This is a genomic window from Binatus sp. (SeqCode) (assembly GCF_049584895.1).
Lineage (GTDB): Bacteria > Desulfobacterota > Binatia > Binatales > Binataceae > Binatus.
Map to the genome: position 1 here is coordinate 1 of NZ_JBAUYR010000088.1, position 15600 is coordinate 15600.

The 15600-nt window shown below is 59.7% G+C and carries 14 protein-coding genes; 11 read left to right on the plus strand and 3 right to left on the minus strand.

What is annotated here, in order from left to right; translation table 11 throughout:
• Nucleotides 1-48: 48 nt before the first annotated feature.
• Nucleotides 49-1059 carry a fatty acid desaturase family protein gene (locus WB650_RS15755; RefSeq protein WP_422305118.1) on the minus strand — a complete coding sequence of 337 codons (1011 nt, stop codon included), beginning with the start codon at nt 1057-1059 and terminating at the stop codon, nt 49-51.
• 89 nt (nt 1060-1148) lie between these two features.
• Entirely contained in the window at nt 1149-1832 is a 684-nt protein-coding gene (locus WB650_RS15760; RefSeq protein ID WP_422305120.1) for a hypothetical protein, read from the minus strand.
• A 609-nt stretch (nt 1833-2441) separates the two neighbouring features.
• Between WB650_RS15760 and WB650_RS15765 the strand changes: the two genes are divergently transcribed.
• From WB650_RS15765 to WB650_RS15790, 6 genes are all read left to right on the plus strand, one after another.
• Nucleotides 2442-3029, plus strand: coding sequence for a hypothetical protein (locus WB650_RS15765; protein WP_422305122.1), 588 nt, complete (start codon nt 2442-2444; stop codon nt 3027-3029).
• A 100-nt stretch (nt 3030-3129) separates the two neighbouring features.
• Nucleotides 3130-3420, plus strand: coding sequence for a hypothetical protein (locus tag WB650_RS15770; RefSeq protein WP_423961136.1), 291 nt, complete (start codon nt 3130-3132; stop codon nt 3418-3420).
• A gap of 444 nt (nt 3421-3864) precedes the next feature.
• On the plus strand, nt 3865-4464 hold the full coding sequence (locus WB650_RS15775; RefSeq protein WP_423961137.1) for a hypothetical protein: 600 nt from the start codon (nt 3865-3867) through the stop codon (nt 4462-4464).
• A gap of 31 nt (nt 4465-4495) precedes the next feature.
• A complete protein-coding gene (locus WB650_RS15780) occupies nt 4496-5707 on the plus strand; it encodes a serine hydrolase domain-containing protein (protein WP_423961139.1) in 1212 nt (403 codons plus the stop codon).
• 10 nt (nt 5708-5717) lie between these two features.
• The gene (locus WB650_RS15785) at nt 5718-6680 is read left to right on the plus strand and encodes a quinone oxidoreductase family protein (protein ID WP_423961141.1); all 963 of its coding nucleotides are present in this window, start codon (nt 5718-5720) and stop codon (nt 6678-6680) included.
• 155 nt (nt 6681-6835) lie between these two features.
• Nucleotides 6836-10684, plus strand: a complete 3849-nt coding sequence (locus WB650_RS15790) for a hypothetical protein (protein WP_423961143.1) — start codon at nt 6836-6838, stop codon at nt 10682-10684.
• Here WB650_RS15790 and WB650_RS15795 read toward each other — a convergent pair.
• Nucleotides 10681-11400, minus strand: coding sequence for a dienelactone hydrolase family protein (locus tag WB650_RS15795; RefSeq protein WP_422303845.1), 720 nt, complete (start codon nt 11398-11400; stop codon nt 10681-10683). The two genes, WB650_RS15790 and WB650_RS15795, sit on opposite strands and share 4 nt — an antisense overlap.
• A 131-nt stretch (nt 11401-11531) precedes the next feature.
• On the opposite strand from WB650_RS15795, the gene WB650_RS15800 reads away from it, so the two are divergent.
• From WB650_RS15800 to WB650_RS15820, 5 genes are all read left to right on the plus strand, one after another.
• On the plus strand, nt 11532-12026 hold the full coding sequence (locus WB650_RS15800) for a MaoC family dehydratase (RefSeq protein WP_422303846.1): 495 nt from the start codon (nt 11532-11534) through the stop codon (nt 12024-12026).
• Nucleotides 12027-12031: 5 nt separating this feature from the next.
• On the plus strand, nt 12032-13198 hold the full coding sequence (locus WB650_RS15805; RefSeq protein WP_423961150.1) for an acyl-CoA dehydrogenase family protein: 1167 nt from the start codon (nt 12032-12034) through the stop codon (nt 13196-13198).
• Complete coding sequence (locus WB650_RS15810; RefSeq protein ID WP_422303847.1) at nt 13195-13680, plus strand: MaoC family dehydratase; 486 nt, start codon at nt 13195-13197, stop codon at nt 13678-13680. Before WB650_RS15805 ends, WB650_RS15810 begins: the two co-directional genes overlap by 4 nt.
• The gene (locus tag WB650_RS15815) at nt 13677-14876 is read left to right on the plus strand and encodes a CaiB/BaiF CoA transferase family protein (protein WP_423961146.1); all 1200 of its coding nucleotides are present in this window, start codon (nt 13677-13679) and stop codon (nt 14874-14876) included. The genes WB650_RS15810 and WB650_RS15815 overlap by 4 nt, the downstream gene beginning before the upstream one ends.
• Nucleotides 14873-15600: HpcH/HpaI aldolase/citrate lyase family protein (locus tag WB650_RS15820; protein WP_423961148.1), on the plus strand; the 728-nt coding region annotated here is incomplete at its 3' end. The genes WB650_RS15815 and WB650_RS15820, both read left to right, overlap by 4 nt.

Genomic DNA, 15600 nt, shown 5'->3' on the forward strand with positions numbered 1-15600 from the left:
GCGGCGGCGGACTTTGAGAGTCCGCCGCCGCTTTTGCGTGAGACCCGATCATGCTTCGGCACGGGTCGGGCGCATGCGGAGAATCGAATGCGAGTCGCCAAGGCATTCGCGCAGCACTCCCAGATAGCTGCGGGTTACGTGCACGCAATCCTTGAAGTCCGATCTCGACATCAGTACGCGATGAAGTTCAGGCAGCCGATAGAACGGAACGCTTGGGTAGAAGTGATGCTCGATGTGGTAGTTCACGTTCTTTGGCGCGACAAAGATGTGCTCGAGAATGGACGCGCCGGTGGACCGGGTCTGCGCGTACGCGTTCGCGCGACCTTCGATAGCGGAATGTTCGGCGATGCTGCGGACGCGGAAAATCACGGTCATCCACGTGAATAACGGCACGAACCAGTACATCAGGAGAAGGTGAATCGCGCCGAACCATGCCAGCATCGCGAGGACTGCGGCGTAGAAGCCGTATCGCGCAACCAAAAAACCGCGGCTCACGCCGGTGTCCAGCGACAGGAGCATCAAGGCCAGTTTGAGATAGTAGATTGCGCCGAGGCCGGACAAATCGCGGAGCATCAGCAGTGCAAGCTTGATCCAATGCTTGGGAAACACCCATGTCGCATCGCCCTGCCGGCGCGCCCAGTCTGGATCCTGAGCGGTATTCAGGTAGCGATGATGCGCGAAGTGGTTCTTGCGATAGGCGCGCGCCGAGATGAGATTCGGCCACGCCAGGATGACTTCGGCAGTCCAGTCATTTAGACGCCGGCCGCGGAACAACCGGTAGTGTACGCCGTCATGCATCAAAATGAGCAGCGCGTGTTGCCGCGCTCCTATGAACGCGACGGTTACCAGGTATGCAACGAGGCTGAAGTGGCGTTGGCATAGACAGATAGCGGTAAATACCAGCGTCCATTCAGCGAGAATGTGAAAGGTACTCCGAAGCGGGCTCAGCGCGGACAAATCGCGCAGCTCCTCGGTCGTCAGTTTGACCGGAATGTGGCCGTCGAGGGTGTCCGACGGGCGTTCCTGTGCGCTGCGATCTTTTGTGAGATCGATATTCATTGTATTTCCTCGTTTGTGTGAATCCGCTTGACGTGTGCGGATTCGGAAAAAGTGTTACGAGCAATCTCCCGGATCGTCGCAGGATAGATTCAGAGGGAAACGGATGCGGCGGGCATTTCGCTGACTCGAAGCGGATAGCGATTCGCAGCCGGCCTCAACCGATCGGAGTTGTCGAACCTGATAGTCTGATAGTTGTCGCGAGTTTCGATCTTCAACCGATGAACGTTTGAGGTCAGTTTCGCCAGCGCGTCTCCCTCGAGGAGCATCGGTTGAACCCAGAGCCGGCCCTCGTCGGGTCCTTCGAGATACGGATACTCGACCGGCGCGCCCGCATCGACGAAGCCCATCGCTTTGTAGAACCCGCCGTGATCGGATCTTCCGACTGCGAGATAGACCAGCACCGCGCGCGGATTTCGTCGGACGACCTGGACCGCGATTCCGCGCCAGGCATGCATGCCAGCGCCGCGCGTCAGCGACCAATGATCGCTGCATTCAAGCACCGACTGAGGCGGGTAGTGCGAGAGATCGGGCTGCTGGCAGCTTTGCGGATAAATCGCGAGATCATGAAGCGCGACCCCGGCTGTCATGTTTTCCGCATCGTCGCGGTCCCTCTCGAACAATCCGTAGAGGTTTGCAGCCGACAAACGCACCATATTTCTAGCCTGTGAGCGGCCAATATCTCTGAAGCTGGCTCCATGCCGGGCGCGCGCGTCTGCCAGGCGTCGGGCGAAAACGTTTCGATCGCCGTCTTTGGTTAAGAGGCGCATTTCCATTGAATGACTCCTTTTTTGCGTTTCGATGAACGTGACGAAATGGACCAGAGGAAAAGGGATCAGACGCGAGGTAAGGCGGACCGCGGGCGCTGGCCGAGCGCGTCGAAAGGATCGCGCGGCGAGACTGGATAGCAAGCAGTTGGGGTTCCAGCTGCCTGAGTTGTGATGATAAAATCATCGAGAATCAGACGTTCAGTCACTTTTTAACTCCATTTGACGACAAATGGTCAACAATGAACGCAACAGGCTGATTAGCAGAAGCGTCCACCAGTGGACAAAATCCCGATCGGATGCGGTTTTTCCTTACGGACCGCGCTATGATACGTTAGCGAGCGCTAGCCGGGTTTAAGGGATCGTTAGGCGTTTTTATGGGTTCGAAGTCAGGTTAGGGGGAGCGTGACAGCCAAGAACATGTCGGCCTTTGATGTACTAGCATCTGAAGTAGTGAAGGCGAGCAAGGGGCCGCAGACGTCGTCTGCCTTTCGTAGCGCCAGTGCGGAAGTCCGGTCGCTCGAGCAACGCGACTACGCGCTCCCGCTCAGAAGATCGTTGGGACGCTCCGAGGTTCGAGAAATCATTGAGGAAGCCAGAAATTCCGCCTGGCCGCGCTTGAATGACGAATCCGTAACGTTGGTCTCGCCGACGGAATTCACGCGGCGCTGGTCGGGGTTAGGAGTTCAGTTCCAACTGGCAAAGCTCGGCGGAGCCGAAGGGATCGCGCTGCTGGGATTTTATGTGCGCGAGATGGGCAGGTCGCGGCTGCCGTTGATTTGCGTGAACACCGCGCATCATCCGGCGGCGATCGGGGCCGCATTTTCCCACGAAATGGGCCATCACCTGGTCGGCCGGCTGTTTGATTCGCGCAAAGACCACGCTCAGTTACTGACCTACACGGCTTACGGGGAGCATCTAGACGATCCGGAGGAACTGGCGGCCGACGTTCTCGTGAGCCTCGGAGTATTCCCCGAAGCGCTCGCGCGAACGATTTTTCTGGAGCCCGGGAAAGGAAGAAAGTCTAAATCCGCGAGTGCGGAGCTCCCGGACCCAGTCTCCGCGAGAGTGCTCAAATACTTCAAAGGTCGATTCGGGCTTAGCTTCGGCGCGCAAATTCCCTCACAGAAGAAGCTTCAATACCTGGCGGCGGTGGTGCATTTTGCAAAATTAAGACGCGCCCTGCTCACCGAATACGAAATCTGAAGCCAGCAAGCGTCGGCGATTCTGACCTTGATGCGCGCTGTCGGCATAGTGGGCGGCATGCGACAATCGCGCGGATTCGTACTAGATCATCACCGAGGCTGTGAAGACATTTCCCGAAATTCCCGACAGTCCCGCCGGGCGCCAACTCGTGTGGTATCTCGAGCGCGTCAGCGCGGGCGTCGACGGCTCGTCCGAGGCTGAACTCGGCTCTCGATGCGCGTTGAACATGGTCGTGCGCGCTCCATTTCCCTACCCGCACGAAGTGCAAACAGGCGGATGGAAACGTTGCAGCCAGAGCTACGGCGATTTCAAGGTGACGTGCGTCGAGGAAGTGTCCGACTTTCATATCGCCGCCACGTTGGAAAGCGCGAGCGACAAAAAAACATGGTGACGTGCGAGGTCGAGGACAGCGAGCCGCATAAAATAACTGTGCTCACGCGCGAGCGTATCCTCGATTTCGACGTGGTCTCGCGCGAGGCGACGATTGCGGACGCGGCGGTGCTCGCGGACATCGAGCGTCGATGCCCGATCGTGCTGGGCGACGGCACTACGATGACGATCGAGCGCGGCGACGATTACTTTGCGTTCACGCGGCTGATGGACAATTTCCTGGTCGCGCTCGGTTTCGTGGATGGCAAACCGGCGGGCGTCAACGTAGCCGCACTGCATACCGTGCGGGTTGGTGGGCGCGATTATCGCATCCACGCATTCGCGCATCTGCGCATTCTCCCCGAGCATCAGAAAAAAGGCCTGTGGGGCGCGATAAATCGCGTGTTCGACGAGAAATATCCGGAAGGATCTTCGGATGGCAGCACCGCATATCCGTCGGTCGACAATGCTGCCATGCTCCGAGGCTTCGCCGGCGCGCCACGATTGGAGCACGCATCAGATTCGCGCACAACTTCCATGCACATCGCTCGCGGGGCCGCAAATCGGACGGCCGGCCACACCGCGTGATGCGCCGCGGATCGTCGAAATTCTCAACGCGACGCACGAACACGACGAGATGTACCTGCCGTACACGGTGGAGTCGTTCACGGCGCGCGTCGAGCGTTCGCCGCGAGACTACTGCTGGGAGCGGGTGCGGATGACGGACCGCGCGGTGGTGGGAGTCTGGCCGGCGGGCGACACGGTGCGATTTATCATCGAGTCGAAGGGAAAGCGCGTCGAGTCGCGCCGGGGTCTCGCGCTGGACTGGGGATTCGTCGCGGGTGCGGAGGACGAGTTCGAAGCGCTGCTGCGAGCGCAATGCGGATGGCTCGCGAATCGCGGCCTCGACCGGCTGTCGCTTTTCACCTCTGAGGCATCGGCCGGATACGCGGGCGTGCGCGAACTGTCGAGTGAATTGGAACGGTACGTCGTGATTTCATTTGGAATCCCGGAGCCGCCGGGCGCCGCCACTCGCGGCTTGTACGTGGATCCGATTTACTTCTAGGATCGTGCGAACGATTCGAAGGAGAAGACAGATGGAACTGGCGCCCAAGCGGGCTGGATTCGCGCCGGAACGAATCAATCGGATTACGGAGCACCTCGACAAGAACTATATTGCGCCCGGCAAAATCGCCGGATGCCAGACGCTGGTCGCAAGGCACGGCCACGTCGCATATTTCAAATCGCAGGGCTTGATGGATCGCGAGCGCCGCAAGCCCATGACTGACGATACAATCTTCCGCCTGTATTCAATGACCAAGCCGATCACGTCGGTGGCGCTGATGACGCTCTTCGAGCAGGGACACTTCCAGCTCAACGATCCGGTTTCGCGATTCATCCCGGCGTGGCGCGATCACAAGGTGTGGGTCTCGGGCGAAGGCGCTAGCATGGAGACCGTGGCACCTGTCCGGCCGATGACGATGCGTCACGTGCTGAGTCATACCGGCGGCCTCACCTATGGCGCTACCAATCATCCCGTAGACCGCGCATATCGTGACGCCGGAGTGGGACGCGGCGCGGGCGAGACACTTAGCGGATTTGCGGACAAGCTGGCGAAGGTGCCGCTACGTTATCAACCGGGTGAGCGATGGATGTACTCGCTTTCGACTGACGTGTGCGGCTACCTGGTCGAGGCGATTTCCGGAAAGAGCTTCGACCGATATTTGCAGGAAGCTATTTTCGATCCGCTCGACATGAAGGACACTTCGTTCATGGTGGCGCCGCGCGAGGCGGATCGATTCGCGGCTAACTATGAGCGTCAGGCCGATAAGACTCTAAAACTGTTCGATGACCCGGAGCGAAGTAACTATCTCAAGCAACCCACCTTCTTTTCGGGCGGCGGAGGATTGACCGGCACGACGGCGGACTACTTGCGCTTCTGCGAGATGCTGCGGCGTGGGGGCGAGTTAGACGGTGTGCGCATTCTAGGACCCAGGACCATCGAGTTGATGCATCTTAACCATCTTGCAGGCGGCAAAGACTTGAGCGGTATGGCTATCGGTGCATTCTCTGAAACTGCTTACGAAGGGGTAGGCTTCGGGCTCGGCTTCGCGATGACACTCGGGCAGGTCGAAGCGGGTGCGCTCGGCGGCGGCGACTATTATTGGGGCGGCGCGGCCTCGACTATCTTCTGGGTGGATCCTAAGGAAGACATGGTGGTTATATTCATGACCCAGCTAATGCCATCGGCCACCTTCAACTTCCGCGGACAACTAAGGAACATCATCTATTCGGCGATTGTCGAGTGAGGAGTGCGTTATGAAGGCTGCGGTGTATTATCAAAACGGCGGGCCGGAGGTTCTCAAGTACGAGGATGTCCCCGATCCCGAGTGCCATCCTAAAGGCGTCGTTATTCGCGTCGAAGCTGTAAGTATCGAAGGTGGTGACACGCTCAATCGTTGGCATGGCGCACTGGCCAATAAGCCTCATGTGGTTGGCTACCAGGCTGGCGGCGAGATCGTCCAGGTAGGTTCGGAGGTGACAGACCTGAAGGTCGGACAGAAGGTCACCACCGTCTTCGGCGCAGGATCTCATGCGGCGTTGCGCGCGGTGCCGGCTCGAAACGCGTGGCCAGTTCCCAAAGGATTTAACATCAAGCTGGCCGCGGCTATCCCGGTGCCATTTGGAACCGCCGACGATTGCCTGTTCGAGTTCGGGCATCTGAAATCTGGAGAGACAGTCTTAGTGCAGGCGGGCGCGAGCGGTGTGGGTGTCGCGGCGATTCAGTTGGCCAAGCGAGCGGGCGCGACTGTCCTGGCGACGGCGTCGAGCAACGAGCGGCTTGAACGGCTGAAACCGCTAGGTCTCGATCACGGCATCAACTATAAGACTGACGATGTCGCAAAGTCGGTGATGAAACTTACCCATAACAGGGGCGTTGACCTTGTCGTTGACCCTGTAGGTGGCGCGACTTTGCAAGGCAGCCTGCTATCGCTCGCCTATCGCGGGCGCGTCTCGATGGTAGGTGCGGCGGGACGCGAGGCGATGACGATCGATGTGTCGTCGCTGATGGCGGGCAACCGTTCTTTGACGGGCGTCTTCCTGGGAGCGGAGATAGGCACCGATCGCGCACATAACATGATCCAGCGTCTGATCGATGAGGCCGCGCGAGGTGAGTTGAAGGTCGTGATCGATCGAACCTTTCCACTATCCGAGGCTGCCGCCGCCCACGCTTACATCGAGAGCCGGCAGGCAGTGGGTAGAGTGCTTCTCATCCCTTAGGGATTGCGATCTTCGCGGATTCAGTTAGCGAAGAAATGCCGGCGGCAGCGAAAGCAAAACCTCGCGTTGAAGCGCCACCGCCGGCACCGAGTGCGGTCATAGGGTGGTGGAAAATTCCTGATTCGGCGCGGTTCCGCGCAGAAGCCGGCGGGCTGGTGCTGCTAGCACTTGCGCTGATCGTAAACGCGGTACTGCTATGGCTGGAGATTCGCATCGAGCGGGTTCCGGTCAACGATCTGAGCTTCCATATCGCCGCGTCGCAGCGCCTGGCGAACAGTCTTACCACTGGCGACTCATTTCTCGACCCATGGATGTCTCAATGGGCGCTGGGATATCCGCTATGGCACTTCTATCAACCCCTCCCGCACATGGTGGCGGGACTATGGCTGACAATCACCAGTCGTTTCGCTTCCGCGCCCGCGTCATTCGCGGTGCTTTACTATCTTCTGATGGTGGCACTGCCCGCATCCACCTATCTGGGTGCTCGGCTGTTTGGGCTGGAACCAATGGCCGCGGGTTTTGCATCGATTCTAATTATAAGCGTCAGCGAGGTGGGCGACCTGAGCCGTTACGGGCTTTCATACGGCGCCTACGTCCGCCGCGGCTCCGGCCTATACACCCAACTGATGTCCTACAACCTGCTGATGCCGGCGTTAGGACTCGCTAACTACTCTCTCAATAGGGGTAAGCGCCGAATTCTGTCCGCTTGCCTCATTGCGGCTACCGCACTGTCACACGTCGTGTTCGGTTATGCGGCGATAGTCTCGGTAGCGATCATGGCACTCGCAGGACCGCGCGGCGATCGCTCGCGACGAGTTGTCCGCGCCGCGTCGATCCTGGTACCCACATTCATCCTGGTCGCTTGGTTCGTCGTTCCTATGTTGCTGGCGTCCGGCGAAGCGAACCGTTGCCGATGGGACGACGTGTGGAAGTTCGATTCGTGGGGCGCGAAAAACATATTGAGCACTCTTGTCTCGGGACGCTTTTTCGACGAGGGCAGGTGGCCGGTGATGACAGTGGCGCTAGCTGTCTCGTCGATGCTGGCCCTGTATCGCTGGAAAAGACCTATGCCGCGACGTTTGCTGATTCTCACCGCGGTGTGGCTGGCGATTTTCTTCGGCCGCACGACCTGGGGATATTTCATGCTCGCGCTGGGATTGCCCCGAACCTTTCAGGTAAGCCGTTTCGAGTCGGTCTTCGAGTTGTTTGCGGTTCTGCTGACGGCTTGGGCATTTGCCAAAATAATTTCGGCCGCGTGGCGGATAGGATACTCGGGCAAGCTTGTGAGCGTGATCGTCCTCGCTGCGATGGCCTTCGTCATGTTTACTGAGCGCGCGAACTTTTTGAAGCTGAGCAACTTCTGGGGCGAAGAAAGTCTCGAGGGGATCGCAAGCGAAGGCCCCAGTCTTGACGCGTCGCTCGCCGACATCCGCAAGATTCTCAATGAGAGCCCGGGCCGGGTGTGGTCCGGTCCTACTGGAATGTGGGCTGCCAATTTCCAAATCGCCAAGTCGCAGCCGTATTCATTTCTCTCGCTGGCCGGATTCGACGAGCTCAGCTTCCTCTATCACAGCTTGTCGTGGAGTTCGGACGTGACCGCGGAAATAAACGAGCGCGATCCTTACCAGGCCCAGTTGTTTGCGATGCGTGCGGTGCTGGCGCCGGTGAGTCACCCGATGCCGTCCTACTTCAAGCGTCGCGGCGTTCACGGCAACCTCGCGGTATATGAGGCCTCGCACGAGGGTTACTTCGGCCTGGTTGACATAGGTGCGCGCTACGACGGTCCTCTAACTACTGTGCTCAACCGCGACTGGAGATGGATGAACGATCCTGCGGTGCGGGCGGGTACGATAGTAGCGTTGGGAGGCGATATCAAGGGAGTGCCGGAATGGAAGATGTATCAAGCACTCCCTCCGCTCGATCCGAAATATTCGAGGCTACGTGGCGAGGTAGTCTCGGAACGTAAGGAAGGCGAGACCTATAGCGCGCGAGTGGCGGTCCTAAGGCCGTGCTATGCGTTGCTCAAGATCACTTACTTTCCGGGCCAGCAAGCCTCTATTGACGGAAAGCCCGCGCCAATATTTCGCGTGTATCCTAATTTCTGCGCGATCCCAGTCGGGCCCGGCGAACATCACATAGAAGTGCGGTACCGTCCAGGACCTATCAAGCCGATATTGTTGGTTGTGGGATTTATCCTGGTTGGTCTGATCGCGCAAAAGATGCGTGGGCCGGACTATGCCACGGTGGAACGCAGGATTGCCGCGCGGCTGTCGGAATTGGCGACGCCTTGGGACACTCCGCGGACGCGGACTCTCCTTGCGCTTGCGGTCCTTATACTGCTATTCACGCGCGCACTGTTCGCTGGACACCTACTGGATGGCCATGACTCGCTGGCCTACCCGCCGCGGCTTACTGAATTCGCCAAAGTGCTAGGCGACCATCAGTTCCCTCCCGTATGGGCGCCAGACCTGGGCAGTGGGCATGGCCAGCCGCTATTCGAATTCGCACCGCCGCTGATCTACGCGGCGGCGATGCCTTTTTTCAAAGCCGGCATGTCGTTGGCTGATTCGCTTCAATTCGGACTAGCGATTCTGTTCGCGGTTGGGGCGATCGCGATCTTTCTGATCGGACGAAAACTATCGTTCTCTCGTGTCGCCTCGGTCGGCGCCGCGGCTGCGTGGCTGTTCGCTCCCTATCAAGCTCTGGACATTTTCGTGTGCGGGCGATTTGCCGAGTCGGCCGCCATTGCAATCGCTCCGGTGGCGCTACTTGGGTTGCTCGCGGCTCTCCAGAATCCAACTGCAATCAATGTGGTGCTGGGCGGGCTAGCAGTGGCGATGCTACCGCTGGCGCACAATGCGATCGCGCTGCTGATGTTCCCGGCATTCGCGGCGATCGTCGCCGTTCGATCGATAGTGTCGGATCGTCGGCTGAAAACCGCCGCGGCCGGTGCTTCGGTGCTTGCCGGTGGACTGGGACTTAGTGCTTACTTCTGGCTTCCGGCGCTGCTTGAACGCAATTTCGTTAAAACCGAACTTTTGCGAACCGGCATTCTCAATTGGAGCAACTACATAATCTACCCGTCGCAGTTGCTCTGGTCGCCATGGGGGTTTGGCATCTCGATGCGCGGACCGACCAACGGCATCTCCTATTCACTAGGACTCGTTCACATAGCCTTGGCGGTCGCGGGTGTCATCATAGCTGTACGCGCGGTGAACCGCACCCGGCGTCTTGATGCATTGGTCTTTGCCGGTGCGGCGATTGTTGGCGCTCTGCTGGCCACCGACTTGTCATGGGCGATTTGGGCACACGTCGTCACCTTGCAATACCTGGTTTATCCATGGCGGACGCTATGTGTTCCGGCGCTGTTCATGCCGCTGCTGGCGCTCTATGCTTTCGAGCGCATGGACCTACCACTGGCATCTGTCGCGATTGCAGCTTTGGTACTGTTCAACTTGGCGCACACATCACCTAAGGGAATTCAGACCTATGACGAAGCCTACTACGGTGCAGACATAATCGCTCAGAAGGGCATAAATACCACGACTCGCGAAGAATATGAGCCCAGGACAGTTTATCATAGGCCCGCTTTCGACAGCGTTCTGCTCAAAGGAGTGCGGTCAACGCCTGCGGTATCCCAACTGGCCGTCAACTCGAATAGCCAGTCGTTCAAGGTCAACGCGAGCGAGCCTGCACTCATGCAGGACTCGCTCTTCGACTATCCCGGATGGACAGTGCTGGTTGACGATCGGGAAGTTGCGACTTCGCCCGCGTCAGACAGCGGAGAGCTAACCTTCAATGTTCCAGCCGGGACGCACAATGTCCTGGTTGAACTACGTCCGACACCTATACGTCGATGGTCGTTCTATGTGTCCCTGGCTACGATCGCTTTGATGGCATTGATCGTGACTTTCGCGTTAGTCATCTGGAATCACCCTGAGCCTGTCGATAAGGCCAGGCCCATACCTACAAAAGCCCGTTCCGGGAAGAGATCTCGCCGCTAAGCCGCGAATATTTCCTCGAAGAAGTCATTCATAGCCTTCCACGATCGCGCGTCCACCAGCTTGTTGTAGCCGATACCCGGCATCCCAAGGCTGTCCGACACTGGATTCGTGAAACTGTGCTTCGCGCCGCCGTAGACGATCACCTGCCAGTCTGCGCCCGCGTTCTTCATCTCAGCTTCGAAAGCGTTGACCTGCTCGACGGGAATCAACGTGTCGTCGGCACCGGTGCATACGAGGACTTTCGCCTTCACCTTTCCAGCTTCTGCCGGTCGCTGTGTCTGAAGTCCGCCGTGAAAGCTGACGATCCCCTTGAGTGGCGCGCCGTCGCGAGCGAGTTCCAGCGAAAAGGTGCCGCCCATGCAGAAACCAATCGCTGCCAGGCGTCCGGCATCGGTCTGAGGTAGCGATGCGAGATGATCGAGCGCGGCACGTCCGCGTTTGCGAAGTTTCGATGGGTCAGTGAACAACGGCGTCGCTAGTTTCATTGCCTCCGGCAGGCTCGCGACCTCCACTCCGTTCCCGTACGGATCGCCGGCGAAAGCGACATAGCCCAGCTCTGCAAGCCGTTCGGCGCGCTTCTTCGCATGCTCGCCAAGGCCGAACGCTTCAGGCATCACGAGGACGCCGGGGCGCTTGCCGGATTTTTTTTCGTCGTACGCGAGATAGCCGCGAAGAGTTACGTCGCCATCTTTGTATTCGATTGTCTCTGTTTTCATACGAGTCTCCGGTGGTTGTGAATCAAGCGGTATCTTGCACGATTCGGCCATTTTCTGGAAGCCGCGGAACCGTGCAATAGTTGCGAAATTGGCGTCGCCGCGCGACGCGAGTTCTGCTAGGAGCATGGTTTATGGCAGATCCCGATTTCACTCAATTCAAGCTGGTGCACAAAGGGCATTCGTTCGAAGAATTTCACGAAGGCCAGGTTTTCGACCATCATTGGGGCCGCACGATCAACGCCGGCGACAACTCGCTCTTCACCACCGCGACGCTCGCGCATTGCCCGCTATACTTCAACGCCGAGTACGCGCGCGCGCACGGGCATCCCGACGTGGTCGTCAATCCGATGCTGGTCGCGTGCACTGTAGTCGGCATTTCAGTCGAGGATTTGAGCGAAGCGGGCGGACCATTTCTCGGCATCAACAATCTGGAATTTCATCGGCCGGTATATCCCGGCGACACGCTGACCGCGCGCAGCACTGTCGTATCTACGCGCGAATCGGCCAGCCGCGGCAATTTTGGAATCGTCACCTGGCGCACCGAAGCGCGCAATCAACGCGACGAACTCGTCATCAGCTACGAGCGCACCAACCTCGTCGCCAAACGCAGAGGAGCGCCATTGTGAGTTACATGACCGAAGAGCGGCGGATGATTCAGAGTGCGGCGCGCGACTTCGCGATGAACGAGGTTCTGCCCATCGCGAACAAGCTCGACCCCGAGCAAGGCGACATCCCGATGTCGTTGCGCGACAAGCTGGCCGAGATGGGCTATTTCGGCGTCGTCATCTCGGAGGAATACGGCGGGCTCGGACTTGGCGCGTTCGAGTATGCGCTGATCACAGAGGAACTCGCGCGAGGGTGGATGAGCGTCGCGAGCATCATCGCGCGCGGCAACGGGCTCGGCGGCGGTTTCACGGCGGCGCAGCGGCGCGAGTATCTGCCGCGGATGGCGCGCGGAGAATTCCTCGGCGCGGCTGCGCTGTCGGAGCCGGACGCGGGTTCCGATCTCGCCAACGTTTCGTGCAAAGCGACGCGCGACGGCGACGGTTGGATGCTCAATGGCACCAAGACCTGGTGCACGTTTGCCGACGGCGCGGATTTCATTTCGGTGCTCGCGCGCACCAAGCAGCCTTCTGATCCGCGTCGTCGCCACGAGGGCATCAGCCAATTCCTGGTGCTGAAGGAGCGCGGCAAATTTCCGCCGGGTCTGACGGGTTCGCCGATTCGCAAGATCGGTTACTTCGGATGGAAGACGTGGGAGCTGCACTTCGACAACTTCAAGTTGCCCGCCGACGCGTTGCTCGGCCGCGAGCGCGAAGACCGCGGCGAGGGCAAGGGATTCTACGGCGCCGTCAGCGGTCTCGAGGTGGCGCGCGTGCATACTGCGGCGCGTGCGATCGGGCTTGCGCGTGGCGGCCTTGAAGACTCGTTGGCATACGCGCAGAAGCGGGTCGCGTTCGGGCAGCCGATCGGAGAATTCCAGGCGATTCGGTTCAAGCTGGCCGAGATGGCGACCGAGATTGAAGCGGCGCGGCAGCTCATGTACTTCGTCGCCACTGAAGTGGACAGCAAGCGGCGATGCGACAAGGAAGCGTCGATGGCGAAGCTGTTCGCCTCCGAGATGGCTGAGCGCGTGACCAGCCAGGCGCTGCAGATTCACGGCGGCTACGGATATACCAAGGACTTCCCGCTCGAGCGCTATTGGCGCGACGCGCGGCTGACCAAAATTTTCGAGGGCTCTTCTGAAATCCAGCTGCGGATTATCTCCGACCGTCTGCTGCCGCGGGTGCGTAAGTGAGTACCTCAATCTCGAAACTGACGGGCGCGGGAAATTACTTTGAAGACTTCGAGGTCGGCGCGAAAATGCGTCACGCTCGGGGCACCACGATTGGCGAGATCGAAAATCAGATGCTCACGAAGCTCGTGCTGAACACCGCCGACGGGCACTACAACGAGCATCGCATGCGATCGACGCAATTCGGCCAACGGCTCGTCTTCGGCCTTGTGACCGGATCGGTGTGCATCGGGCTGGCGACGCAGGACACGGGCGAGAATGCGCTCGCTGAGCTCGGTCTCACCGGGATCCGCTTCACGTCGCCCGTATTTCACGGCGATACGCTGTACGCCTACACGGAGGTGCTCGAAAAGCGCGACGCCGATCGCGACGACGCCGGCATCGTGCGCTTCAAGCATTGGGGCACCAAGCACGACGGGACGATTGTGTTCGAGGGCGAGCGCACGGTGCTGATCAAGCGCCGATCGCATTGGGGCAATCGATGAACGCGCGCACCGGGCCGCTGTCCGACGTTCGCGTGCTTGATCTCACGCAGGCGCTGGCCGGACCGTACTGCACGATGCTCCTGGCCGACCTTGGCGCCGACGTTATAAAGATCGAGCCGCCCGCCGGCGACATGAGCCGGAGCATGGGACCGCTTCCTGTGGATCGAGAAGGATGCGACTACGGCGGATACTTCGCGAGCGTCAATCGCAACAAGCGCAGCGTCGTGCTCGACATCAAGAGCGACGCGGGCCGCGACGCGTTTTTCAAACTTGCGAAAACCGCGGATGCGGTCGTCGAGAACGCGAAGACGGGAGTGATGGATCGTGCGGGAATCAGCTACGAGCGGCTCCGCGAAATAAATCCCGCGCTGGTCTATGCCGCGATTCGCGGCTTCGGCGATCCGCGCACCGGCGCAAGTCCCTACGCGAATTGGCCCGCCTTCGACATCGTCGCGCAGAGCATGGGTGGGCTGGTCGCGGTCACTGGTCCGCAAGGCGGCGGCGGTTACAAAGCTGGTCCGGGAGTCGGCGACATTTATCCCGGCACGCTCGCTGCGCTGGGAGTTGTGTCGGCGATTCACGCGGCGCGCCGAACTGGGCAGGGACAGTTTCTCGACGTCGCGATGTACGACGCGATTCTCGCGCTGTGCGAGATGGTCGTTTACAGCTATTCGGGCGGCGGTATTGTCAGAGAGCCAACTGGCAACGGCACTGCCGTGTTGTGTCCATTCGATATTTTTCCGACCTGCGATGGCGCCGTCGCGATCGCTGCGCCGGGCGAGAATCATTGGAATATTTTGTGTGATGCGATCGGCCGGCCTGAGCTCGTGACCGACGATCGCACGCGCAACGTCAACCGGCGAGTTGCCAACGCCGAGTTCGTGCGCGGCATTCTCAGCGAATGGACGAAAGTGCACAGCACGCGCGAAATCGTCAACGCGATCGGCGGCAAGGTGCCGGTCGGGCCGGTCAACAGCGCAAAAGATATTTTCGAAGACCCGCATCCGCGGGCGCGCGGCATGCTGGTCGAGGTCGAGCAGCCGGGCGACAACCCGCCGATTGTACTCGCGGGATGTCCGATCAAGCTGACCGGCACGCCGTCGGGAATTTATGCGCGTGCGCCGCGACTCGGCGAGCATACCGATGAGGTACTGGCCGGCGCGGGCATATCAATCGCGCACAAGGAGCAATCATGACGCTTCGACTACGACGTTCCGAACTTTCGACGCCGGCGTCCAGTCCAAAGATGATCGAGAAGGCAATGGCGACCGCTGCCGACATGGTCTTTCTCGACCTTGAAGATGCGGTCGCGCCGGCGCAGAAGGAAGCGGCGCGCAAAAACGCCGTCGATGCACTGCGCAATCTCGATTGGGGCAAAAAAGTTCGCGCGGTGCGGGTCAATGGCGCGGATACGCACTGGGCGCATGACGATGTGATCGAAGTAGTCGAGGGCGCGGGCGACAAGCTCGACGTGATTATCGTGCCGAAGCCGAAGGCGCCGCGCGATATCTGGTTCTTCGACACGCTGCTGACGCAACTTGAGACCAAGCTCCATCTGAAAAACAAGATCGGCCTCGAGGCGCTGATCGAAGAGAGCGCGGCGCTGGCGCGGGTCGAGGAAATTGCGGCGTCGTCGCCGCGGCTCGAGGCGCTCATTTTGGGGTTTGGAGATCTTTCTGCCAGCCAGGGCATGCGCTTTGGTGTGGCCAGCGATCCGGCGCTCCGGTATCCCGGCGACATGTGGCATCATGCGCGCGTGCGGATGATCACCGCGTGCCGCGCCAACGGTATCGACGCGATCGACGGGCCGTTCGGCAACTTCAGAGATCCCGATGGCTACCGGCGCGAGGCGACGTGGGCGGCGACGCTGGGCGCGGTCGGCAAATGGGCGATACATCCGAGCCAGATCGAAATTGCCAA

Excerpts from the sequence above, each read along its gene's own strand:
- WB650_RS15780 (WP_423961139.1), top strand. The coding sequence starts at position 4,496 with ATGGAACTGGCGCCCAAGCGGGCTGGATTCGCGCCGGAACGAATCAAT.
- WB650_RS15815 (WP_423961146.1), top strand. The coding sequence starts at position 13,677 with ATGAACGCGCGCACCGGGCCGCTGTCCGACGTTCGCGTGCTTGATCTC.
- WB650_RS15785 (WP_423961141.1), top strand. The coding sequence starts at position 5,718 with ATGAAGGCTGCGGTGTATTATCAAAACGGCGGGCCGGAGGTTCTCAAG.
- WB650_RS15805 (WP_423961150.1), top strand. The coding sequence starts at position 12,032 with ATGACCGAAGAGCGGCGGATGATTCAGAGTGCGGCGCGCGACTTCGCG.
- WB650_RS15755 (WP_422305118.1), bottom strand. The coding sequence starts at position 1,059 with ATGAATATCGATCTCACAAAAGATCGCAGCGCACAGGAACGCCCGTCG.
- WB650_RS15795 (WP_422303845.1), bottom strand. The coding sequence starts at position 11,400 with ATGAAAACAGAGACAATCGAATACAAAGATGGCGACGTAACTCTTCGC.
- WB650_RS15800 (WP_422303846.1), top strand. The coding sequence starts at position 11,532 with ATGGCAGATCCCGATTTCACTCAATTCAAGCTGGTGCACAAAGGGCAT.
- WB650_RS15775 (WP_423961137.1), top strand. The coding sequence starts at position 3,865 with ATGCTGCCATGCTCCGAGGCTTCGCCGGCGCGCCACGATTGGAGCACG.
- WB650_RS15760 (WP_422305120.1), bottom strand. The coding sequence starts at position 1,832 with ATGGAAATGCGCCTCTTAACCAAAGACGGCGATCGAAACGTTTTCGCC.